We start from the raw sequence: 22,488 nt of genomic DNA on the forward strand, positions 1-22,488 counted from the left end.
CAGATAGCGCGGTTTATACTGCCCCGAGGGTTAACGGGCATAGTGATTCGGATGAGACCGGGGGTTCCATGGAGCGTCAAGGGCATAGAGCCCGAGGCGCGCGAGGCCGCGAAACAGGCCGCCCGGCGGGCGGGCGTGACGCTCGGCGCGTGGCTCAACCAGGTCATCATGGAGACGGGGACGGATGAAGTGGGCGCCGAGGGGCCTGCTCCGGAGTCCTACCGAAACACCTACGCGCCGCCGTCCCAGGCAGCGCCGCAGGCCGCGCCGTCCGAACCCAAACCTGCGTCCGGGGTCGATCTCGCTCCGGTGGCCGAAGCGGTGCGCGAGGTGGTGCAGCGGGTCGAGAACAGCGAACGCCGCACTGCGGAAATGACGCGCAGGCTCGAAGCGACGGTAGGGCATCTCGCCCAGCGCATCGACCAGTCGGAGCACGACATGGACGACAGATATTCAGAAGCCCGCACCTCCGACGCACGGTCGCTGGATCCGCTCGAGCGGAAGCTGCAGCAGTTGCACGAGCGCATGGAACGCGCCGAACGCGCGCGCGGCGGCGGCCTGCGACCTGAGGATGCGCGCACGATCCAGACACTCGAGAAAGCCGTCAACGCGGTCGTCGATCATCTCGACCAGACCGAGCGGCGCACCGACGACACGCTGACCGAAATCCGCCAGTCGCTCGCCTCGCTCTCCGACCGCATCGAAACGGCGGAGGAAGAATCCGAACGCGAGGAAGCCAAGAAGCGCGCCCGCGCGCTTGAGGATGCGCTGATGCAGCTCGCGACGCGCATGGAAAAGATGGAACATGGCGTTTCCGGCATCGCGCCGCAAGCCGTGGACGCCGCGCTGAAGGCCATCGAGGAGCGATCCCAGGCCGAGAACCAGCGCGCGGCCATCGACCGGCTTCAGAAGAACCTCGAGCAGATGGCACAGCGGCTGGAACGCGCCGAGCTGCGCAGCGACGAGACCGCGAAGATCTTCGAGACGAGCGTCAGCGGCATCGCCCGCAAGCTCGAAGATCTCGACAATGCGCATCGCCACGAGATTCCACAGGCGCTGGCACAGCGCCTCGAACAGATGGCGCAACGCCTCGAACATAATGAACAGCTGACGATGCAGGCCGCGCAGACGGTCGAGCAGGCGATTGCCGGCATCAGCGAAAACCTGACCGCAACCGACAGCCGCGACCGCGAGGCGCTGACGTCGCTGCAGTCGATGATCGAGAAGATGACGAGCCGTCTCGGCCAACTCGAACGCGAGACCAAGGCCGTGAAGCAGGCGACGCTTTCGCCGCAGCTCAATGCGGGCGGCGTGGCAGCGGGCTTTGCGCCAACCGGTCCCGGCTTCCCGATGCCGCAATTCGACGCCCCGCCGATGATCAATCCGGCGATGGGCAGCAATCTCGGCCCGGCCCTCAATGCCAGCGACTGGGGGCGCGCCGCCGCACCGAGCGTCTCGGCGCCGCCGCCGGTCGATGCTCCCTATGAGGACGATGCGCCGCCCTTTGCGACGGACGACCAGACCGGCGACGCCGAAATGCGCCAGCCGGTCGACGACGGCGTCATTCCGCCCGACCCGGCACCGCCGCCAATCGAGAATGCCGGGCAGCGTGCCGCCAATGATTTTCTCGCCGCCGCACGCCGCGCCGCCCAGGCCGCCGCGCAAGGCGGTGCCGCACCGCGGCAGGAGCCCTATTACACAACACCGCCCGCACCGGGCTATGCCGAGTCGCCGGCACGGTTCTCGGCCGAAGATCAAGCCGGCGGACGGCGCAAGCTCGTCGCCGGCCTGGCGGCAAGCTTCGTGCTGCTGGCCGTAATGGCCGGCGCCTATGTGATGCTGAAGGATGGTGTCACGCCGCGTCTTGCGCAGCAGCCTGCTGTATCGACCGAACAGGGCGGCGCGCAACCTTCCGTGCTCGGCACTGAAGGTACTTCCGTCGCAGAAACAATTCCGGAGGCCAGTCCGGAGGATGCCGGCGCCGTGGCGAACGACGCTGCAGCACCGGCATCCACCACGCCGCGTGCCGATCAACCGGTGACGACCGACGAGGCACTGGTTCCGCAAGCGAAGCCGGCCCCCGCGCCAGCGACCGCGCAGCCGGCCGGACGGGCGACTTTGACGCCGGCGGCACCGCTGACACCCGCACCCGCCAAGCCCGTCGAGACCGCACCGGTCGAACCGGTGCGCCTGACGCTGATGGAGGCCGCGGCCGCCGGGGACGCTGCCGCGCAATACGAGGTCGGGCAGCGCTACGCGACCGGCGAAGGCGTCACGCAGGACATGACACAGGCCGCCGAATGGTTCGAGCGCGCCGCCGGCCAGGGCCTTGCCATCGCGCAATACAGGCTCGCGACGCAGTATGAAAAAGGCCGCGGCGTAGCGCAGGACGACGCCAAGGCCCGCGCGCTCTACACGCAGGCGGCCGAGAGCGGCAACGTCAAGGCGATGCACAATCTCGCCGTCATTCATGCCGAAGGGCGCGGCACGGCGCAGGACTTCGCCACCGCCGCCAAGTGGTTCGAGGCCGCCGCCAATTACGGCCTGGGCGACAGCCAGTACAATCTGGCCGTGCTCAACGAACGCGGCCTCGGCATCGAGAAGAACACCGCCGAAGCCTACAAATGGCTCGCCATCGCCGCCAAGGGCGGTGACAAGGGCGCGGCGGCCAAGCGCGATGCGCTGGCCGCGACAATGGATGCCGCCGAACTCGCCAAGGCGAAAGTCGCCGCCGAGACCTGGCGCGCCCGCACGCCGGCGCCGCTTGCCAATGGCGATATCAGCTCGCTGAAGAGCTGGGACGTGTCGGCGCTCGACAGTGGCGCGCTTCCGGCGCGGGATGCCATCGCGCGGACACAGGCGCTGCTCAACCGGCTCGGCTATGACGCCGGTTCGCCCGACGGGCTGATGGGACCGCGCACGCGCGACGCCATCCTCAACTACCAGATCACCGAAGGTCTTCAGGCGACCGGGACCGTGACACCCGAGACTCTGACGGCGCTCGAGGCTCGCTTCGGCTGAGCCGTTTCCGGGCCGGTTTGCCTAGGAATTCCCCGCCGGACGTGTTACCCAAATCTGCATCCGTCGTTCCGTCCCTGCTTCGTTTCGGGGCGGGTTCCGGTTGCCGGAGTCGCGCCGCGCCATGCAGATTTATCTTCCGATCGCCGAGATGCCGGTCAATGTGCTGACCATTCTCGCCATGGGCGGTGCGGTCGGTTTCCTGTCCGGCATGTTCGGTGTCGGCGGCGGTTTCCTGATGACGCCGCTGCTGATCTTTCTCGGCATTCCGCCGGCGGTCGCGGTCGGCACGCAGTCGACCCAGGTCGTGGCCTCGTCGGTCACCGGCGCGCTGGCGCATTTCACGCGCAAATCGATCGACTTCAAGATGGGCGGGATCCTGCTTGCGGGCGGCGTGGTCGGCTCGGTCAGCGGCATCTTTCTGTTCCGGCTGCTGACGCGCATCGGCCAGATCGACCTGGTGATCTCGCTGGTCTATGTGATCTTTCTCAGCGTCATCGGCCTGATGATGATGGTCGAAAGCGTACGCGCGATCCGCGCGGCGCGCGGCGGCGCCCAGCCCACACGACGCGGCGGTCATCACAGCTGGATTCACGGCCTGCCCTTCAAGATGCGGTTCCGCCGCTCGAAGCTCTATATCAGCGTCATCCCGCCGATCCTTGTCGGCTATTTCGTCGGCGCCTTGTCGGCAATCATGGGCGTCGGCGGCGGCTTCATCATGATCCCGGCGATGATCTATCTGCTCAGAATGCCGACCAATGTCGTGATCGGCACCTCGTTCTTCCAGATCGTCTTCGTGACGGCTCTGACCGGCGTCATGCATGCCTATACCAATTTCGCGGTCGATATCGTGCTCGGCTTCCTGCTGGTGATCGGCGGCGTGATCGGTGCGCAGTACGGCGTGCGCGCGGCCGAAAAGCTGCCGGCCGAACAGTTGCGCGCGCTGCTGGCCGCCATCCTGCTGCTGATCGGGCTTCGCCTCGGTTTCGACCTGGTGACGACGCCCGACGACATCTATTCCGTTGTCGATGTGGTGCCGCACAGATGACCGGTCTGCCGACATATCGCGCCATGCTGGCGCTGGTGGTCCTGCTGCTGGCGGCCGGCGCCGCGCGCGCGGACCAACTCGTGACCGATCTTTCCGAACACCAGATCGCCATCCGTTCCAATTTCACCGGCACGCAGATTCTTCTCTTCGGCGCTGTGGAAGCGCGAACGCCCGGCGCGCGCGCGCTCAACCGCGACGTCGTCGTTGTGGTGCAAGGACCGAATGCACCCGCCATGGTGCGGCGGAAGGAAAGGGTCGGTGGCATTTGGGTCAATCACGATTCGGTGACCTATCCGGACGTTCCGGGCTATTACGCCATTGCCAGCACGCGTCCGCTGGAAGTGACCGCACCGGCCGAAACGCTGAAAGCACTGCGCATCGGGATCGACAGCATCGATCCGGGGCCGGCCGAAGCACGCGCGATCGACGGCACCGCGCAGGTGCTGATGCCGGAACAGGAAACCGCCTTCTGGAAGGCGCTGATCCGCAATCGCCAGCGCGAACGGCTTTTTGCCAATGTGCCGGGCGGCGTGACCTTTCTCGGCCAGACGTTGTTCCGCGCGACGGTCGACATTCCCGCCAATGTGCCGGTCGGGCTCTACACCGCGAAAGTCTATCTGTTTCAGGACGGCGTCGTGGTCGACACGATTTCGTCGCCGCTCTATATCGACAAGCGCGGCATCGAGCGGCTCATTTACCGCATGGCGCACAGCGATCCGATCCTTTATGGCTTGCTGGCGGTGCTGGGCGCCGCCCTTGCCGGCTGGCTCGCTTCGGCGATCATGGGACGACGTTGATGGAGATCGGATATCTTGCCGCCGCCGCGGGCGGCCTCATCAGTTTTCTCTCGCCCTGCGTGCTGCCGCTGGTGCCGGCCTATCTCTGCTTCATCGCCGGCACGTCGCTCGAGGAACTGACGCGCGAGGACGCGGAAGGAAAGCCGCTGGCGTCGGAAGGGCTGACGCAGCGCGTGGCGCTGGGCGCCATCGGATTCGTGCTCGGCTTCACGACGATCTTCGTCGCGCTCGGTGCCAGCGCGTCGGCGATCAATCCCTTCATCATGTCGAACAAGATCGTGCTGTCGCAGATCGCCGGCGCCGTCATCGTCGTGTTCGGCCTGCATTACATGGGTCTTTTTCGCATCGCGCTGCTCGATCGCGACATGCGTTTTCACATCGCCGGCAATGGCGCGGTTGCGCGCAGTCCGCTGATGCAGTTCGGCAGTCCCTACCTGCTGGGACTTGCCTTCGCTTTCGGATGGACGCCCTGCATCGGTCCGATCCTCGCGACGATCCTGACGATCGCGGCGGCGCAGGAAAGTCTGCAGGCGGGCGCGGCGCTGCTCACCGTCTATTCGCTGGGACTCGGCATTCCCTTCTTCGCGGCGGCTTTTGCCGTACGCGGATTCCTGTCCTTCGCGGCGGGCTTCCGCCGCCATATGCGCAAGGTCGAGATGACGGCCGGGCTGCTGCTGGCGGCAACCGGAACGCTGATGATCATGGGTTCGTTCGAGCGGATCGCGATCTTCCTGCTGGAGACTTTTCCGGTGCTGGCGACGTTCGGATAGGACAGCGGACCCCCCCTCTGTCACGCAACTGTCACAAAACTGTCACAATCGGGGTCCGGGGCGCCGATAAACCCGGGGACAAGATTTTTAATCCCCGGGGTTATCCCCGGGTTTATCCCTCAAATCGGGGACAAGTGCGGTTTTTCCTTCCGCCTGCGGATCAATCCGCCTCGAGGCGGCGGGCGGCGACGGGCACGACAGTGCGGCCGCCCATCATCCAGGCATGAAAATCGAGACCCGGAAAGAGGCCGTCCCAGGCCCTGTCGAGCACATTGAGGCCGCCGGCATAGGCGCCGAAGGCCGGCAGGACCATGCGCGTGCCGTCGGAGGCGTAGCAGCGGCGGCGCAGACGGCGACCGCGGACGCGGACGGCGGCGCATGGATGCAGATGGCCGGCAATCTCGCCAATGGCGGGCGCGGGCCTCGGTTCGTGACGGAAGGTCAGCGGGCCGAGGCGAAGCTCCGCCATGACGGTGCCGCCGAATTCGCGCGGGGGGACCGGATCGTGATTGCCCGAAATCCAGACCCAGTCGAGATTTTTTGCAAGCCGCGTCAGATGTGCGGCGTCGCTCGCGTCCATGCGTGAGGCGGCGGCGCGGTCGTGGAAACTGTCGCCCAGCGCGACGACGGCGCGCGGACGGAAGCGGGCGATCAGATTTTCGAGGCGGGCGAGCGTCGCGCGGGTGTCGTAAGGCGGCAGCGGCTGACCGCGGGCGGCATAGGCCGACCCTTTTTCGAGATGGAGATCGGCGACGACCAGCAGGCGCTCGGCGGCGAGCCATGCAGCGCCTTCCGGCGTCAGGTCGAAGGCGACACCGCAGACGGTGAGCGCGGGATGCGTTTCGAGGTGGATGGGTTTTTCTTTCAGAGTTTGCATCCGGCTTCCGTTTCTAGACGCGATGCTGCGCCCCCGCCCCAAACGGTCTTCGACCGTTTGACCCTCCCCAAGGGGAGGGTGGAAGTTCACACCAGCCTTGTCGCCTCTTCTATCAGTTTGTCGGCCGCTTCGGAAAGCAGGGCCTCGTTGGCTTCGCCGTCGACCTGGACCTTGCCGATGTCGAGCAGGACGGGGACGGCGAGCGGCGAGACGCGGTCGAGGCGTTTCAGGACGATGCGGCCCCGAATGCGTTTCAGCATGTCGGCGACGCGGGCGATGTCGAGCAGGCCCGAAGCGGCGTCATTATAGGTGGCGCGCAAGAGGATGTGATCGGGTTCGTGCTCGCGCAGCACATTATATATGAGATCGGAGGAGAAGGTGACCTGGCGGCCGGTCTTCTCCTGACCGGGATAGCGGCGCTCGATGAGACCGGAAATGATCGCGCAATCGCGGAAGGTGCGCTTCAGCAGGCTCGATTCGGCGAGCCAGGCATCGAGATCGTCGCCCAGCATGTCCTCGGCGAACAATTCGCCGAGCGGCAATTCGTGGCGCTGATGCATCAGGCCCGGATCGCGCAGGCACCAGATCGCCAGCGCATATTCCGACGCGACAAAGCCCATGGGACGCGCGCCAGCGCGGTCGAGGCGGCGGGTCAGCAGCATGCCGAGCGTCTGATGCGCGAGGCGGCCCTCGAAGGGGTAGCAGACGAGATAGAACTTGTCGCCGCGCGGGAAGCACTCGACCAGCAGATTGTCTTCGCCGGGGAGCACAGAACGCCAGCTCTGCATTTCGAGCCATTCGCGGACCTGCGGCGGCAGGTGCCGCCACTCCGCCTTGTGCGCCAGCATGCGGCGGACGCGGGCGGCCAGATAGGTCGAGAGCGGAAACTTGCCGCCATAGTAGGACGGGATCATGGGCGACGGATCGTTCGACTTCGTGACCAGGGCCTCGGTTTCGGCGAGACCTTCGAAACGCAATATGTGGCCGGCGAAGAGGAAGGTGTCGCCGGGCGAAAGCTGGTCGATGAAATATTCCTCGATCTCGCCGAGATAGCGCCCGCCCATGCCGCCGACGGGGCGGCGTCCGCCGCGCCTGATCATGCGCACCTTCAGCATCGGCGCCTCGACGATGGTGCCGACATTCATGCGGTATTGCTGGATGACGGAAGGCGAGGACGCGCGCAGGCGCATGTCGCCCTCGAGTTTCGCGTTGGGACGCAGGCGGGCGAAGCGGTCATAGGTTTTCAGCGCGTAGCCGCCGGTGGCGACGAAATCGACCACCTTCATGAAATCTTCGCGTGTCAGCGCGCGGTAGGGCGCGGCGGAACGGACTTCCGCATAGAGATCGTCCGGGTCGAAGGGGGCGGAACAGGCGCAGCCCAGAATGTGCTGCGCCAGCACGTCGAGCGCGCCGGTGCGCGCGATCATGCCGTCCTGCGCGCCTTCCAGCGCGGCGGCGCGGGCGGCCTCGCATTCGAGCACCTCGAAACGGTTGGCCGGCACCAGCAGCGCACGCGAGGGCTCGTCGAGGCGGTGATTGGCGCGGCCGATGCGCTGCAGCAAGCGGCTGGCGCCTTTCGGGGCGCCCATGTTGACGACGAGATCGACCTCGCCCCAGTCGATGCCGAGATCGAGGGTAGAGGTACAGACGACGGCGCGCAGGCTCCCCGCCGACATGGCGGCCTCGACCTTGCGGCGGGCTTCGGCGGCGAGCGAACCATGATGGAGCGCGATGGGGAGCGCGTCGTCGTTCAAGCGCCAGAGTTCCTGAAAGACGAATTCGGCCTGGCTGCGCGTGTTGACGAAGACCAGCACGATGCGGTTTGCGCGGATCGCCTCATAGACGGCGGGGAGCGCGTGGCGCGCCGAATGACCCGACCAGGGAATGCGCGCCTCGCCGCCCTCCTCGTCCGGCAGGCCGGTGGCGACGATGCCGATCTCCGGCGCGGCGCCGGGGGGCGCGACGACGATGTCGGCGAGGCTTTCGCCTTCCGCCGGTTGCGGCAGCAGATAGCGGCGGAGTGCATCGGGCTCGGCGACGGTGGCCGAGAGGCCGACGCGGCGAGCGGCGGGGGCCAGACGCGCCAGCCGCGCGAGACCGAGCGACAGGAGATCGCCGCGCTTCGAATTGGCCAATGCGTGCAGTTCGTCGAGGACGATGCAGGAAAGCGCGCCGAAGAATTTCGGCGCGTCGGTGTAGGAGAGCAGCAGCGCCAGTTGTTCCGGCGTCGTCATCAGGATCGAGGGCGGCGTGTGGCGCTGGCGCAGGCGGCGGTTCTGCGGCGTGTCGCCGGTGCGGGTTTCGATGGCGATGCCGAGGCCCATTTCGGCGAGCGGGATTTCGAGGTTGCGCTTGACGTCGACGGCGAGCGCCTTCAAGGGCGAGATATAGAGCGTGTGCAGCGCCGGCACGGCTGGCGGATTTTCGACGAGATCGACGAGGCTCGGCAGAAAGCCTGCCAGCGTCTTGCCGGCGCCTGTGGGCGCGATCAGCAGGACCGATTTTTGCGCGCGGGCAAGATCGAGCAACGCCAGCTGATGGGCGCGCGGGCGCCAGCCACGGGCGGCGAACCAGCGGGCGAAGGCGGGCGGCAGCGCAGCGGGCGCTTGCACGGGGAGCGGGGCAGTCATGGCGGGAGGTTAGCAGGCTGCGCGGCGATTGGGGGAGGACGAAAAGGCGGCGCCTCCACAGCGCCGCCTTCCACCCTCGCCCAGCGGAGGCGCTCCCTCTTTCGCCGCCGCAGCGCGGCAGCGCTACCGGACGCGCTCGATCGCGGGCGGCACCCACCGCCCGTCAACCGCCTCGGGCGCGGGCGCGAAGAGCCGCATGGTGACGCCGAGCTTGCCGCTTGCCGGTGCGGGCAGCCAGTTCGACTCCCGCGCCTTGCCCGGGCTTTCGTGCTGCAGGTAGATGTCGAGCGAGCCGTGGGCGTTGAAGGTCAATGCGTCCCTGTCGCCGATGGCGAAACGGTTGAGCGGATTGGCGACCTGAAAGCCCTCCTCGTCATACATCGTCAACGACCAGAAAGCGTTCGCCGGCGGAAGTTCGTCCTTGCCGAAATGCAGCACATAGTCCTGGCCGCCCATCAGCGGCTGTCCCGCCGCGTCGGCGAGGTTCATGGGATATACGGCGTCCTCCGGCGACAGGGCGCCGAGACCGATCATGGTGACGATCGCGCGTTTCAGATAGTCGTTGCCGTAGACACCGAAACCCGAGCGGCCGATCAGCCAGCCATTGCGGGTCTCGCCGATGCTTGCCGTGACGCCTTTCATCAGCGTCTGCACCCGGCCCGGCGCGGCCTCAAGCGCGGTACGCGCCGCCGGGTCGAGCGCGGCGATGTCGAAGGGCTTGCCGGCTTCGAGACCGAGCCGCCGCATGCGCTCCAGAGCGGCCCAGTCGGTCGGATGCGGCGCGTGCATTTCGAGAAGCTTTCCGGCCCGGGCGAAATAGGCCGCGGCCGGCATGTCGTGCACCTGTTTCAGCGGATCGGTCGTCATGTCGACGCCGCTATCGGCCGCCGGCGCCGCGGGGTGGCGTTCGGGCGAACCCCATTGCGCCATCGGGACGACCGCCATCCGGTCCTGAATGGCGTGCACGTTCGCGTAGTCGGCGGGGCCGTTCGTCTGTATACGGCCGATAATCCACACATCCGCGGTCGGCGCGTCGATCCGCCGGACGCCATCGGGGAGCTTGCCCTGCCAGCCGGGGGGAACGACGCCCCAGTTTGCGGGGCCGGTGCCGCTGGTGCGCCAGCCCGGCGCCGCGAAGACCTCCGTCCACATGTCGTAGAAGGGCAGGATGTAGTAGCGCCCGCCAGTGTCGGGCATCGAGACGATCACCGGCCCGTCGCGCAGATCGAGCCAGGCCAGCGAATAGAGCGTATCGAAATTCGGGCGGACAACCGTGCGCGAGGCGGCGTCCGGGTAGCTGCGACGGTGGTGGAAGGCATTGACCGGACCAACCCCTTCAACCGTGCCTGCCGGCAGATTGGTCATCACCGCACGCGTCACATCCATCGTGATGAGCGGATAGAAGTAGGCATAGGCCTCGTCGGCCGCCGCCTGTATCTCGCTCTTGTCGAAGGGAACCGCCGGCGAAGCGGCGGCACTGCCCAACATCATGGCAGCGGCTGCGAGACCGGCTGCCAGAAACACCGACTTCCTCATGCTGTTCGTCATTTCATGCTCCTGCGTTTTCCCGAAGCGGGCGGCTCCGCGCCGACGCACCTGCCCCGGCGAAGCGGAAGCTAATGCCGGCCATTGAAGTGAATTGTCCCTACAGGTACATTTGAGCATGGTTTCCGATGCAACCGAGAAGCGGCTGATCGCCGCCGCGCCTGCAGGCTGGTTTGCCCGCCAGCCGGCCGGATTCCGGCGGCGGCTGCTCGAACGATCCGTCGAGATGTCATTTTCCGATGGCGACTGGCTCTACGGGACCGAGGATGAGGCGGGCGGCCTTTTCGCCATTTTCGACGGCGGCGTTCACCTGTTCGCCGCCGTGGCGGACAAGGGCACCGTGCTGATCGACCTGGCGGGGCCCGGCAGATGGTTCGGTCAGGTGGGTTTGCTTCCGCAAACGCATCGGCTCGTAACGGCGGTCGCGGCCGGGCCGGTCCGGGCGCTTGCCGTTCCGCGCGGCGTGCTGACGCGCTTCGTCACCGAATTTCCCGACGCATGGCTATCCTTCACCGCGCTGAACCTGGAGCAAATGCAGGACATGGTGCGTATCGTCGCCGATATTCTCGCGCTGCCGCCCGCCATCCGCGTCGCCGCGCGCCTGCATGGGCTCGTCTCGCGAACGAGCGGCGCATATGGACACCATGTGCCGGTGACCCAGGCCCAGCTTGGCGAGATGACCGGACTCGAACGCAAGACCGTGCATCGCGCCCTGCAGTCGCTGCAAACGCGCGGTCTGATCCGGCTGCGCTACGGCGCGATCGAGGTGCTCAACCCACACGGCCTCGGACGCGCCGCCGGTGGCAGCGACTGAGGTTGTTTTTTCACGATCCGGAAGATATCCCCAATTGTCAGCGATGCGCTCGATCCCCATTTAAAGGCCATCTCCAGAAATTCGTCGGAACGAAACCGCCCATGAAACCTCCGGGGCCGTCGCGGGGCTTCAAATCGGCGGGGCATCATGGGAGACTTGACGATCCCACCACAATGGAGCTCCCGCCCGATGTTCGATCAATTGCCGCCCGCGCTTCGCGAACAGCTCGACCTTTTGCTGCCGACGCTTGTCGAACACGGGCTGGCAATGATTTCGGCCATCGTGATCCTGATTGCCGGTTTCTGGTTTGCCGGCAAGGCGCGGGTGTGGACGATTGCCGGCATTGCGCGGATTCCCGGCATCGACGAGATGCTGCAGAATTTCTTCGGCACGATGGTGCGCTATCTGGTGCTGATCTTCACGCTGCTGGCCGTACTGGCGAAATTCGGCGTGCAGACGGCCAGCCTGATCGCGCTGCTGGGCGCCGCCGGCCTTGCGGTCGGTCTGGCGTTGCAGGGCACGCTGTCGAATGTGGCGGCCGGTGTGATGCTGCTGATCTTCCGGCCGTTCCGCGCCGGGCATTATGTCGAGATCGGCGGCATTGCGGGCACGGTCAAGCTGCTGTCGCTCTTCACCACCGAACTGACGACGCCCGACAATGTGCAGATCTTCGTGCCCAACAGCCAGATCTGGGGCCAGGCGGTGCGCAACTTCTCGTTCCATCCGACGCGGCGGGTCGATTTTTCCTTCGGCATTTCCTATGCCGACGATATCGGCAAGGCGATGGACGCGATCCGGGCCGAATTCGAGGCCGATCCGCGCTGCCTCAAGGAGCCCGAACCCTTTCTCGGCGTCGGCAGCCTGGGCGACAGTTCGGTCAACATCACCGCGCGGGCCTGGACAATGACGAGCGACTACTGGCCGTTCAAGTTCGACCTGACGCGGCGGGTCAAGGAGCGTTTCGACAGCGAGGGAATCACCATCCCCTTCCCCGCGCGGACGGTCTACACTGGCAAGGACTGAGGCCCGGGGGACGCGGCGTCACAAGGACGGATTTTCGACATGGATCGTTTTTTCGGCGGGCCGGTGCTGGCCACCATCTTCAAGCTCGCGGTCGCCTCGATCGCGGTCGGCATCGTGCTGGCCATTCTCGGCATCAAGCCGATCGACCTCTGGCGCGACTTTCTCGACACGGTGATCCGGGTCTGGGAGATGGGCTTCGACGCTCTCGACTGGTCGCTGCAATATCTGGTGCTGGGCGCCATCGTCGTGGTGCCGATCTTCATCATCGTCCGGCTGTGGTCGGTGATGACGGAGCGCGGGAAGCGGGAGTGAGGGGAAGGCGCTGCAAGCGGCCCCTTCGCTGACGACTTCTATCGCCGACAGGCCGCGACCCCGCCCCGAAATCTGCTTCGCAAATTTCGACCCTCCCCCAAGGGGCTACGGCATTCACGGAATTGATTCGTACCGTTCGCCAACGGCCAAGAGATGCGAGTTATTTCAATGCAATCATGCAAAGGCGTCATTATTCGAGATGTGTCCTCGGGTACTGCTAAGCCTTTGATTTTTCGACCTTCGAATCGGATGTGTGAATGCCGTAGCCCCCAAGGGGAGGGTGGGACGGCAAGTTGTGCGGCAGGTGCATACGCCTTCCCTTGCGTCATGCCGAAAGGTGAGACGGGGCGGGCCTGAAAAGCTAATCTCCCCCCAAACAAACATGCGGGTGGACGAGATGGCTACGATGTTTCGCGACGGGCTTTTGGCGGGCAAGCGCATTCTGGTGACCGGCGGCGGCACCGGGCTCGGCAAGGAAATGGCCGAGGATTATCTGCGGCTCGGGGCGGAGGTCTATATCTGCGGACGGCGCAAGAATGTGCTCGACGAGACGGCCAAGGCGCTGATGGGGAAACATGGCGGTTCGGTCAAAACGCATAGCGTCGATATTCGCGTCGCGCAGGCCGTCGACGACATGGTGGGCGAAATCTGGGCCGATGGCGGGCCGCTGACCGGGCTCGTCAACAATGCGGCCGGCAATTTCATTTCACCGACCAAGGACCTTTCGCCGCGCGGCTTCGACGCCATCGCCAATATCGTTTTTCACGGTTCCTTTTATGTGACGCATGCGATCGGGCGGCGCTGGATCGAAGACAAGGTCAAGGGCAGCGTGATCTCGATCCTGACGACATGGATCTGGAATGGCGGGCCGTTCACCGTGCCGTCGGCGATGTCGAAGGCCGGCATCAACATCATGACCAAGTCGCTCGCCGCCGAATGGGGCCCCTATGGCATCCGCCTCAACGCCATCGCGCCGGGACCCTTCCCGACCGAAGGCGCCTGGGCGCGGCTTTCGCCCGGCCAGTCGACCGATGGCGAGGGCTCGCGTGAGGGCATTCCGATGGGGCGCGTCGGCGAGATGGACGAATTGAAAAACCTGGCGACCTTCCTGATGGCGGATGGCTGCGAATATCTGACCGGTCAGACCATCGCCATCGACGGCGCGGGCTATTCGGCCAGCGGCGGAAACTTCTCGCGGCTGTCGAAGCTCAGCGACGACGACTGGGCCAAGATGCGCGAAATGATCCGCAGCGCCAACGACAAGGACAAGGCGCAACGGAGCGTTTAAGGGAAGAAGATTTTTGCACGCGGAGACGCGGAGGCGCGGAGGCGCGGAGAAGAGAAGGAAGTGCAGACATGTACGAAGGGGGGAAATTGGACTGATCATGCAGGAGCAGCAAAGATTTACTGGCGCTTCGCGCCGGAGGATTCTTCGCGCCGCAGGCGCAATCATTCTTCAATAACTTTTCGTGTCTTCGCAGCTTCGCGCGATTTTTCTTCTCTTCTCCGCGCCTCCGCGTCTCCGCGTGAAAAATTCTTCCCTTCGCGTCCTCGCGCTTTCGCGTGAGATCCTTCTTCCTGTTCACATCTCGATGACGACCTTGCCGACGACCTTGCGTTCCTGAAGCATGCGCATCGCGTCGACGGCGCGCTCCAGCGGGAAGCGGGCGCAGATGTGGGGTTTGATCTTGCCTTCGGCGGCGAGGCGGTCGATGGCTTCGATATTGGCGCGGCCGGCTTCCGGGTCGCGGCGTCCGTATTCGCCGGCGCGGACGCCGATGACCGAGAAGCCCTTGATCAGCGGCATGTTGACCGAAACGGTGGGGATGCGGCCGCTGGTGAAGCCAATGATCAGCAGGCGGCCGTTCCAGGCGATGCAGCGGATGCTTTCGTCGAAGATGTCGCCGCCGACCGGATCGTAGATCACGTCGGCGCCCCGGCCCTCCGTCAGTTCCTTGACCTGTTCGCGAAAACCCCTTGTCACGTTCAGGACGTGATCGGCGCCGCGCGCCTTCACGACCTTCAGCTTTTCATCCGACGCCGAGGTCGCGATGACGGTGGCGCCGAGCAGCTTGCCCATTTCGACGGCGGCGAGGCCGACGCCGCCGGTCGCCCCGTGCACCAGCAGGGTTTCGCCCGGTTGCAAATGACCGCGGCAGGTGAGCGCGACATAAGCCGTGAGGTAAGCGGCCGGATAGGCGGCGGCCTCGGCAAAATCCATGCTGCCGGGGATCGGGCGGCAGGCGGTTTCCGGCACGTTGACTTCCTCGGCGAAGCCGCCGATGCGCAGGCCGGCGACGACGCGGTCGCCGGGCTTGAACTTCGTCACGCCCTCACCGACCGCGGCGACGATGCCCGCCCCTTCCATGCCGGGGGCGAAGGGAAGCTCGGGCTTGAACTGGTATTTGCCCTGCACCATCAGGATGTCGGGGAAGTTGATCGAGCAGGCCTTGAGACGCAGACGCAGCTCGCCCTTGCCCGGTGGCGGCAGATCGATTTCGTCCATGCGCAGGACGCCGATGTCGTCGGACAATTCATGCACACGCATGGTTCGCATTTCGAGACTCCCGGAAATTTTTGCTTATGGCAAATTGCTGTGTGCGCCAAGCATAGAGCCGCGGCCCCAACTTCGCCACGGTGGCCGCGCAGAATGCGCCCGGGAGCAGCCGGGGCGCCCGCGAGAGGGAAGAGCAGGATGATCGAGGGCATGGAGAAGGTGCGCTTCGGCGTGGCGCATCTCGACCGGATTGCGTTGCATTATGCCGAGACGGGGCCGGCGGACGGGCCGCCGGTCTTTCTGCTGCACGGCTTTCCCGACAATTGCCTCGGCTGGCGCCACCAGATGCCCGATCTCGCAAAGGCGGGCTTCCGCGTGATCGCGCCCGACCAGCGCGGCTATGGCTTGAGCGGGAAGCCGCGCGGCGTGAGGGCCTACGATCTCGACGAGCTGGCGCAGGACGTCATCGACCTCGGACGGCATTTCGGCGAGGAGAAGCTGCGCGTCGTCGGGCACGACTGGGGCGCCAGCGTTGCCTGGTGGCTCTGCTCGACGAGGCCGGAGCATATGGAGAAAGCGGCGATGATCAATGCGCCGCATCCCTCGGTGTGGAAGCAGGCGATGTATGAGGACAAGGCGCAGCGGAAGAAGAGCCGCTATGTGAAGATGTTCCGCCTGCGCGGCATCCCCGAATGGGCGATGCGGCGGAAGAACTTCGACACGCTGATCGAGGCGCTGGAAGCGTCGGCGCGCGAGGGCGCCTTCGCGAAGGAGGAATGGGACGCTTATCGCCGCGCATGGAGCGAGCCGAAGGCGCTCACCTCGATGATCCACTGGTACCGCGCGCTGTTGAAGAAGGATCTTTCGGCGCCTGTCGCGCGCATCGACGTGCCGGTGCTGCTCGTCTGGGGCGAGAAAGACAATTTTGCGGATGTGTCGCTGGTGAAGAAGAGCATCGATCTTTGCGAGCGCGGCGGCACGCTGTTCCTCGCGGAGGGCACGCATTGGGTGCTGCGCGAGGAAGCGGCGAGCATCAACCCGATGCTCGTCACGTTTCTCCGCTCCGATCAGGATGCGTAGGCATAAGCCGAACCGAGCGCGGCGAGCCCGAGCACGATGAAAAGCGCGGCGGCCGCGAAGCGCATGGCGGCTGCGGGCACACGCTTTGCCGCCGCCTCGCCGAAGAGGACGACGGGCACGTTCGCCACCATCATGCCGAGCGTCGTGCCGAGCGCGACAAGGGCGAGCGTCTCGTAGCGCGCGCCAAGGGCGACGGTCGCGAGCTGCGTCTTGTCGCCCATCTCGACCAGGAAGAAGGCCACCGTGGTCGCAAGGAAGGGGCCGAAGCGGGATGCTGCCTGCGCTTCATCCTCCGAAGGGGGCTCGTCCGGCACGAGCATCCAGAGCCCCATGGCGAGGAAGGAAAGGCCAAGCACCCAGGCGAGAAGCTGCGGGGTGAGCCAGGCCGCGACGAGCGTTCCGGCCCATGCGGCAAGCGCATGATTTGCGACCGTGGCGACGAAGATGCCCGCGATGACGGCCAGCGGCGCGCGAAAGCGCACCGCCAGGACGAGGGCGAGCAATTGCGTCTTGTCGCCGATTTCAGCAATGGCGACGGCACCGAGAGAGACGAGGAAGGCTTCCAAGGGAACGAACTCCAGCGCCGGACGAGACAATGACCCATTGCGCCCGCCCGGCAGAGGGGCGCGCATGAGCCAAAGGTCTCGCCAATTCAGCTGTCGCTGAGCACGGACGCCACGAGATGGATTGTCTCGAGTCTGTTGACGCCCGCCCCTCTCTGCCATGACGGCGGAGGGCGGCTACTCCCCTAAGGACGATGGGGGATTAGCATGGCGGGACGGCATGAATCAAGGCGGGCGGGTGTCAGAACGACTCGCAGGGTTGGCGCCCTGCCCTTCGCGTGGCTCAGGGCGTTCGGCGCTCGAAAAGGTCCACCGGACCTTTTCGTTTGCTTACGCAAACCGCTCCTCACCCCACAAGGGGAGGGTGGAGAAGAATCAGTGGAGCGCGGTCTTTACATCTTCGGCGATTTTTTCGCAGGCGGCCTTTGCGGCGGGAACGACGCCGGTCATGGCGGTGAAGGTGTGGGCGAGGCTGTCTTCGCAGCGCGAGGTGACGGGGACGCCGGCTGCCTTCAGCCTGTCGGCATAGGCCAGGCCCTGGTCGCGCAGCGGATCGAAGCCGGCGGTCACGACAATGGCCGGCGCCAGGCCCGCCAGATCGGGTTCCTTCATCGGCGAGACGCGGACGTCCTTCCGCTCGGCCTCGTTGTCGAGATAGAGGCCGGCGAACCAGTCCATGATTTCGGCTGTCAGCGGATAGACATCGGCGCAGCTCTGCATCGAGCCGCCCTGCCATTCCCAGTCGGTGACTGGATAGATCAGCAATTGCAGCGCCGGGCCGGGGCGGCCGGCGCGCCTTTCCTGCTGGGCGATGACGGCCGAGAGATAGCCGCCGGCACTGTCGCCGCCGACACCGATCCTGCCGGCGATCATGCCGAGATCGGCCGCATGGGCCTCGGCCCAGCGATATGCGGCCTCGGCATCGTCGACCGCGGCGGGGAACTTGTGTTCCGGCGCCAGGCGGTAGGCGACGTTCAGCACGGCGATGCCGGCGATGTCGGCGATCATGGTGCAGAAGGTGTGACAGGTGTCGAGATCGCCGATGACGCAGCCGCCGAAATGGAAGAAGACGAGACCCGGCAAGGGACCGGCAGCGCCCTTCGGCGTGTAGAGGCGTGCCGCGAGCGGGCCGGCCGGGCCCGGCACTTCAAGCGCGCGCACCGAAACGCCGGCGCGCGGCGCATCGTCGAGCAGCGCGAGGCCGGCTGCGGTGCCGGCGCGCGCGGCGACGGGGTCGAGCGTCACGATCGACGGCTGGCGCGCGCCCTGCGCCGCCAGGAACTGCATGCGCGCATCGAGGATGCGGCCGTCGATCGCCAGGGGCTTGCCGCCCGACATGCGGATCAGCACGCCGTCGGGCAGTTTCAGCAGGGTACGGACGATCAGTTTCTGGATGTTCATGCCTGTTCCTGATTTCCCTTGTGCGGCAGCGCGCGGAAGCCGCTGAGCACAAGCTGGGTGGCGAAGGTGGCGGCGGCATCGGCATCCATGTCCGGGCGGCGCAGCATGCGGTCGCCGATTTCCATGGCGATGCCGACAAGTGCGGCCATCAGATATTCGGAATCGACCGCCGGCAGCGTGCCGTTGCGGATGTCCTCTTCGAGATATTCGCGGATTTCCTCGAAGCCGGCCAGAATCTCGGGCGAATCCATGCGCACGCGCAGCGTGTTGGGATTGCGGCGCATCACCTGGAAGGTGTCGCGGTCGGTCGCCAGATATTCGAAATAGGTGCGATAGGCGTTGCGGATGAAATCCTCAAAGGTGCGCGAGCGGATGCGCTCGGCGCGCAGGCGCGGCCGGATGCGGCGCATGCCGTCGTCCATCAGCGCCTCGAAGACCTCTTCCTTGCTCTTGAAGTAGTTGTAGAAGGTGCCCGAGGCCAGACCGGTCTTGCGGATGATGTCGCGCACCGAGGTGGCGCCATAGCCGAGATCGGCAAAGACGCTGCGCGCGGCATCGAGGATCGCCTCGCGGTTGTTGTGCTTGGTCTGCTCGCGCTTGCCGCGCGGCCTGGCGGCCGGCGCGGCGGCGGCCGCATCCGGCTGCTGTTTCACTGTCGTCATCATTCCTCCCCGCGCGCGGCGATGCGCCCCCGCCGCGCCAATCGCCTCAATCTACTCCAATGACGACAGACGTCAATTTCTGCAACGCTCGAGGCGGAGAAAAAATATTCCTGATTTCAACAAGTTAGGTCCCTCCGGCGAGCGGCGGACTCAGCCGGCCGAAGTTGCCTCAGGGGAATGCGTAGGCGGCAATGAGGCGCGTCACGTTCACCCCGTCGGCGGAGAGCGGCAGATGCACGCATTCGAACCTGCGATAGCCGCGATCGAGCCAGTCGAGATGGCCGCCATGCGCCACGGGGCCCGGCGAAGCCAGCAGGTGCTCCAGTGCTGCCAGGCGCTCGGCCAGACGTTCTCCGCTGTGCGCTTCGCGAATGGAGGTGCCGGTGCGGTCGACGCCGCCCATTTCGACAAGACGCGTTCCCATCAGCCGGTAGCGCATGTCGAGCGGTTCGCAGGTGATGTCGGCGATGGCGATATAGGGCAGCAGGCGCGGCATCTCGACCGGGTCGATGTCGGAAGGCGCCGGCATGATCCGCGTGCCGCGTTTACGCTCCCAATAGGCGATCAGCATCGGCAGCGGCGGCGCAAGCGCCTCCAGATCCGTCAGAACGGTCAGACCGTCCGCGAGGGCCAGCATCAGCTTGAACTCCGTTCCGGCCCGGATGGGCGCGCTTTTCTCCGTCCCCTTCTGCATTGTTGTCCCGCCGGACCCCCGATGCAACCTCCCCATGACCCAGATGCCAATTGACTTGGCGGCTGGTCGTGGCGTTACTAGGGCTACACACCGCAAACTCACGCAATTTTCCGGAAACATCATGGCGTCGGATTTCAAGGTCACGCCCGAGCACATCAAACTGATGAAGGATGTGCTGATCGAGCATGTGCCGCATGCCAAGGCGCTGGGGCTGACCGTCGTCGATGCAGCGCCCAACGAGGCCTGGCTCGCCGTGCCCTATGCCGAGAACCTGGTTGGCAATCCCGAGACCGGCGTCATTCATGGCGGCGTCATCACCTCGCTGCTCGACAATGCCTGCGGCATTGCCGTGCAGCTGGCGCTGCCGGAGCGGATGTCGATCGCGACGCTCGACTTGCGCATCGACTACATGAAGCCGGCAACGCCGAAGCTCGACCTGGTGGCGCATACGCACTGCTACAAGGTGACGACCAATATCGCCTTTGTGCGCGGCACCGCCTATCACGAAGACGAGGCCGATCCGATCGCGACCTGTGTCGGCACCTTCATGCTGGCGGCCAATCGCAGCATGCCGATGCCGATGACGCCGGAAGCGGCCGCCGAGGCGATGGCGCTGTTTGCCGAGAAGAAGGGCGGCGCGACATGAGCGAGGCGCGCCCGGCACCCGACATCGACGCGCTGATGCAGGCGATACCTTACGCGCGCTGGCTCGGCATCACGATCGACCAGCGCGGCAACGAGATCACCACCGTGCTGCATTTCTCGCAGAAGCTGATCGGCAATCCGGTGCTGCCGGCGCTGCATGGCGGCGTCATCGGCGCGTTTCTGGAGACGACGGCGATTGCGCAGCTTGCGTTTGAGGCCGGCGCCGGCGCGCTGCCGAAGCCGATCGGCCTGACCATCGACTATCTGCGCTCGGGCAAACCGGTCGATACCTATGGCCGGGCCGTCATCACCAAGCAGGGGCGGCGCGTCGCCACCGTGCATGCCGAGGCCTGGCAGGAGGACCGCGCGCGGCCGATCGCGGCCGCACATGGGCATTTCCTGCTCAAGGCCGCGGACGAACCCGCCGGAACATGAGCGCGGCGCCGACCGGGAGCCGCGTGACGCAGCGGACAGTGCTGGCGATTGCCGTTCCCATCGTCATCTCGAATCTTTCGACGCCGCTGCTGGGGATCGCCGATACCGCGGTGATGGGGCGGCTGGGCGATCCGAAATATATCGGCGCGGTTGCCATCGGCGCGCTGATCTTCACGCTGGTCTACTGGACCTTCGGCTTTCTGCGCATGGGAACGACCGGGCTGACCGCGCAGGCGCTGGGGGCCAATGACGGCGCGGAGATCCGCGCCGCGCTCGGACGGGCGCTGCTGATTGCCGGCGCGGTCGGTTCGGCGCTGATCCTCGCCCAATGGCCGATCCGCGAAATCGCCTTCGCGCTGCTCGATGGCGGGCCAGAGGTCGAACCGCTGGCGCGGACCTATTTCGACATCCGCATCTGGAGCGCGCCCTGGGCGCTCGCCAATTATGCGCTGGTCGGCTGGTTCATCGGGCTCGGGCGGGCCAAGGTGGCGCTGGTGCTGCAGGTCTTCCTCAACCTCGTCAACATCTTCTTCAACATCGTGCTGGCGCTGGGGCTCGGCTGGGGCGTGGCCGGGATCGCGGCCGGCACGCTGATCGCCGAAGTCTGCGCGGCGGCGCTGGGGCTTGCCGTCGCGGCGCGGCATCTGCGGTTCTATCCGGGCCAGTGGACGCGGGCGCGCCTGCTGGATGCGGCGCAGCTCGCGCGCACCATCGCGGTCAATCGCGACATCATGATCCGCACCGTGGTGCTGATGCTTTCCTTCGCCTGGTTCACCGCCAAAAGCGCCGAGGCCGGGCCGCTGACGCTGGCGGTCAATTCGATCCTGCTGCAATTCGTGACGGTCAGCGCCTTCTTTCTCGACGGTTTCGCGCTGGCCGCCGAAGCGCTGGTCGGGCGCGCGGTGGGGGCGCGCCACCGCGCCGATTTCGACCGCGCGGTACGGCTCTCGACCTTGTGGGCGGCGGGCATCGCGCTGCTGTTGTCGTTCGGGATTTTCGCGGCCGGCGGGGCCGCGATCGATTTTCTCAGCATCGATGACGGCGTGCGCGCCACCGCCCGGGTCTATCTCTTGTGGGCGGCGGCGCTGCCGGTGCTCTCGGTCTGGTGCTACCAGCTCGACGGCATCTTCATCGGCGCGACGCGGGGGGCGGAGATGCGCAATGCGGCGCTGGCCTCGAGTCTGCTGTTTCTGGGGCTGTGGTGGCTCTTCCTGCCGTTCGGCAATCACGGGCTGTGGGCGGCGCTGGCCGGCTTCAACCTGATGCGCGCCGCCTCGCTCGGCTTCTATCTGCCGCGGCTCCGGCGCGCGATCTAGAAGAGTTCGAGCACGCTTTCGGGCGGCCGGCCGATCCTTGCCTTCGCGCCCATGACGACGATCGGGCGTTCGATCAGGATCGGGTTCTCGACCATCGCGCGCAGAAGTTTTTCGTCCGTCAGTTTCTCGTTGTCGAGGCCGAGCGACTTGTAGACGTCCTCGCCTTTTCGCATCAGATCGCGCGGTTTCATCTTCAGCTTCTTCAGGATCGCCTGCAGCTCGGCGGCCGAAGGCGGCGCCTTCAGATATTCGATCACCTGCGGAGCATGGCCGTGCTCTTCCAGCAAGGCCAGCGTCTGGCGCGATTTCGAGCAGCGCGGGTTGTGATAGATGACGGGCTTCGGCATTTTCCCTCCTTCTT

21 protein-coding genes and 1 riboswitch are annotated in these 22,488 nt (G+C 65.9%); of the genes, 12 read left to right on the plus strand and 9 right to left on the minus strand.

What is annotated here, in order from left to right:
• The first annotated feature begins 51 nt into the window (after positions 1-51).
• From AAC071_RS06810 to AAC071_RS06825, 4 genes are all read left to right on the plus strand, one after another.
• Positions 52-3,021 (plus strand): peptidoglycan-binding protein, encoded by a 2,970-nt coding sequence (locus tag AAC071_RS06810; RefSeq protein ID WP_339831140.1) that lies wholly within the window; start codon positions 52-54, stop codon positions 3,019-3,021.
• Between the two features lie 121 nt (positions 3,022-3,142).
• Entirely contained in the window at positions 3,143-4,066 is a 924-nt protein-coding gene (locus tag AAC071_RS06815) for a sulfite exporter TauE/SafE family protein (RefSeq protein ID WP_339831141.1), read from the plus strand.
• Positions 4,063-4,863 (plus strand): TIGR02186 family protein, encoded by an 801-nt coding sequence (locus AAC071_RS06820; RefSeq protein ID WP_339831142.1) that lies wholly within the window; start codon positions 4,063-4,065, stop codon positions 4,861-4,863. Before AAC071_RS06815 ends, AAC071_RS06820 begins: the two co-directional genes overlap by 4 nt.
• Positions 4,863-5,633 carry a cytochrome c biogenesis protein CcdA gene (locus tag AAC071_RS06825; RefSeq protein ID WP_339831143.1) on the plus strand — a complete coding sequence of 257 codons (771 nt, stop codon included), beginning with the start codon at positions 4,863-4,865 and terminating at the stop codon, positions 5,631-5,633. Before AAC071_RS06820 ends, AAC071_RS06825 begins: the two co-directional genes overlap by 1 nt.
• Positions 5,634-5,793: 160 nt before the next feature.
• On the opposite strand, the gene pdeM is transcribed toward AAC071_RS06825, so the two are convergent.
• The 3 genes from pdeM to AAC071_RS06840 all read right to left on the minus strand — a co-directional run bounded on the left by pdeM (position 5,794) and on the right by AAC071_RS06840 (position 10,688).
• Positions 5,794-6,510, minus strand: a complete 717-nt coding sequence (gene pdeM, locus AAC071_RS06830; protein WP_339831145.1) for a ligase-associated DNA damage response endonuclease PdeM — start codon at positions 6,508-6,510, stop codon at positions 5,794-5,796.
• A gap of 86 nt (positions 6,511-6,596) precedes the next feature.
• Complete coding sequence (locus AAC071_RS06835; protein ID WP_339831147.1) at positions 6,597-9,140, minus strand: ligase-associated DNA damage response DEXH box helicase; 2,544 nt, start codon at positions 9,138-9,140, stop codon at positions 6,597-6,599.
• Between the two features lie 123 nt (positions 9,141-9,263).
• Positions 9,264-10,688: a DUF1254 domain-containing protein gene (locus AAC071_RS06840; RefSeq protein ID WP_339831150.1), complete on the minus strand. Its 1,425-nt coding sequence runs from the start codon at positions 10,686-10,688 to the stop codon at positions 9,264-9,266.
• 115 nt (positions 10,689-10,803) lie between these two features.
• Here AAC071_RS06840 and AAC071_RS06845 point away from each other — a divergent pair, with 115 nt between their 5' ends.
• From AAC071_RS06845 to AAC071_RS06860, 4 genes are all read left to right on the plus strand, one after another.
• Positions 10,804-11,499, plus strand: a complete 696-nt coding sequence (locus AAC071_RS06845; RefSeq protein WP_339831151.1) for a Crp/Fnr family transcriptional regulator — start codon at positions 10,804-10,806, stop codon at positions 11,497-11,499.
• Positions 11,500-11,688: 189 nt separating this feature from the next.
• The gene (locus AAC071_RS06850) at positions 11,689-12,522 is read left to right on the plus strand and encodes a mechanosensitive ion channel domain-containing protein (RefSeq protein ID WP_339831152.1); all 834 of its coding nucleotides are present in this window, start codon (positions 11,689-11,691) and stop codon (positions 12,520-12,522) included.
• A gap of 39 nt (positions 12,523-12,561) precedes the next feature.
• The gene (locus AAC071_RS06855) at positions 12,562-12,834 is read left to right on the plus strand and encodes a DUF6460 domain-containing protein (protein WP_339831153.1); all 273 of its coding nucleotides are present in this window, start codon (positions 12,562-12,564) and stop codon (positions 12,832-12,834) included.
• A 406-nt stretch (positions 12,835-13,240) separates the two neighbouring features.
• Complete coding sequence (locus AAC071_RS06860) at positions 13,241-14,122, plus strand: SDR family oxidoreductase (RefSeq protein ID WP_339831254.1); 882 nt, start codon at positions 13,241-13,243, stop codon at positions 14,120-14,122.
• 294 nt (positions 14,123-14,416) lie between these two features.
• Here the strand turns inward: AAC071_RS06860 and AAC071_RS06865 are convergent, their stop codons facing one another.
• Entirely contained in the window at positions 14,417-15,391 is a 975-nt protein-coding gene (locus tag AAC071_RS06865; protein WP_339831156.1) for an NADPH:quinone oxidoreductase family protein, read from the minus strand.
• 138 nt (positions 15,392-15,529) lie between these two features.
• Between AAC071_RS06865 and AAC071_RS06870 the strand changes: the two genes are divergently transcribed.
• The gene (locus AAC071_RS06870; protein WP_339831157.1) at positions 15,530-16,411 is read left to right on the plus strand and encodes an alpha/beta hydrolase; all 882 of its coding nucleotides are present in this window, start codon (positions 15,530-15,532) and stop codon (positions 16,409-16,411) included.
• Here the strand turns inward: AAC071_RS06870 and AAC071_RS06875 are convergent.
• The 4 genes from AAC071_RS06875 to AAC071_RS06890 form a co-directional block, all read right to left on the minus strand.
• A complete protein-coding gene (locus AAC071_RS06875) occupies positions 16,399-16,977 on the minus strand; it encodes a TMEM165/GDT1 family protein (protein ID WP_339831158.1) in 579 nt (192 codons plus the stop codon). The genes AAC071_RS06870 and AAC071_RS06875 overlap by 13 nt on opposite strands.
• 8 nt (positions 16,978-16,985) lie before the next feature.
• A riboswitch (yybP-ykoY riboswitch) is annotated at positions 16,986-17,172 on the minus strand.
• Positions 17,173-17,349: 177 nt separating this feature from the next.
• Positions 17,350-18,375, minus strand: coding sequence for an alpha/beta hydrolase (locus AAC071_RS06880; RefSeq protein ID WP_339831160.1), 1,026 nt, complete (start codon positions 18,373-18,375; stop codon positions 17,350-17,352).
• Positions 18,372-19,037, minus strand: coding sequence for a TetR/AcrR family transcriptional regulator (locus AAC071_RS06885; RefSeq protein WP_339831161.1), 666 nt, complete (start codon positions 19,035-19,037; stop codon positions 18,372-18,374). The genes AAC071_RS06880 and AAC071_RS06885 overlap by 4 nt, the downstream gene beginning before the upstream one ends.
• 169 nt (positions 19,038-19,206) lie before the next feature.
• Complete coding sequence (locus tag AAC071_RS06890; protein ID WP_339831163.1) at positions 19,207-19,731, minus strand: PAS domain-containing protein; 525 nt, start codon at positions 19,729-19,731, stop codon at positions 19,207-19,209.
• A 121-nt stretch (positions 19,732-19,852) separates the two neighbouring features.
• Between AAC071_RS06890 and AAC071_RS06895 the strand changes: the two genes are divergently transcribed.
• The 3 genes from AAC071_RS06895 to AAC071_RS06905 are packed head-to-tail and all read left to right on the plus strand — an operon-like array spanning position 19,853 to position 22,127.
• A complete protein-coding gene (locus AAC071_RS06895) occupies positions 19,853-20,377 on the plus strand; it encodes a PaaI family thioesterase (RefSeq protein ID WP_339831165.1) in 525 nt (174 codons plus the stop codon).
• Positions 20,374-20,811: a PaaI family thioesterase gene (locus tag AAC071_RS06900; RefSeq protein WP_339831168.1), complete on the plus strand. Its 438-nt coding sequence runs from the start codon at positions 20,374-20,376 to the stop codon at positions 20,809-20,811. Before AAC071_RS06895 ends, AAC071_RS06900 begins: the two co-directional genes overlap by 4 nt.
• Positions 20,812-20,834: 23 nt before the next feature.
• The gene (locus AAC071_RS06905) at positions 20,835-22,127 is read left to right on the plus strand and encodes an MATE family efflux transporter (protein ID WP_339831169.1); all 1,293 of its coding nucleotides are present in this window, start codon (positions 20,835-20,837) and stop codon (positions 22,125-22,127) included.
• Here AAC071_RS06905 and arsC read toward each other — a convergent pair.
• Positions 22,124-22,474 (minus strand): arsenate reductase (glutaredoxin), encoded by a 351-nt coding sequence (arsC, locus tag AAC071_RS06910; protein WP_339831171.1) that lies wholly within the window; start codon positions 22,472-22,474, stop codon positions 22,124-22,126. The genes AAC071_RS06905 and arsC overlap by 4 nt on opposite strands.
• Positions 22,475-22,488 lie beyond the last annotated feature (14 nt).

The sequence above is a fragment of the uncultured Parvibaculum sp. genome (assembly GCF_963975745.1).
Classification (GTDB): Bacteria; Pseudomonadota; Alphaproteobacteria; order Parvibaculales; family Parvibaculaceae; genus Parvibaculum.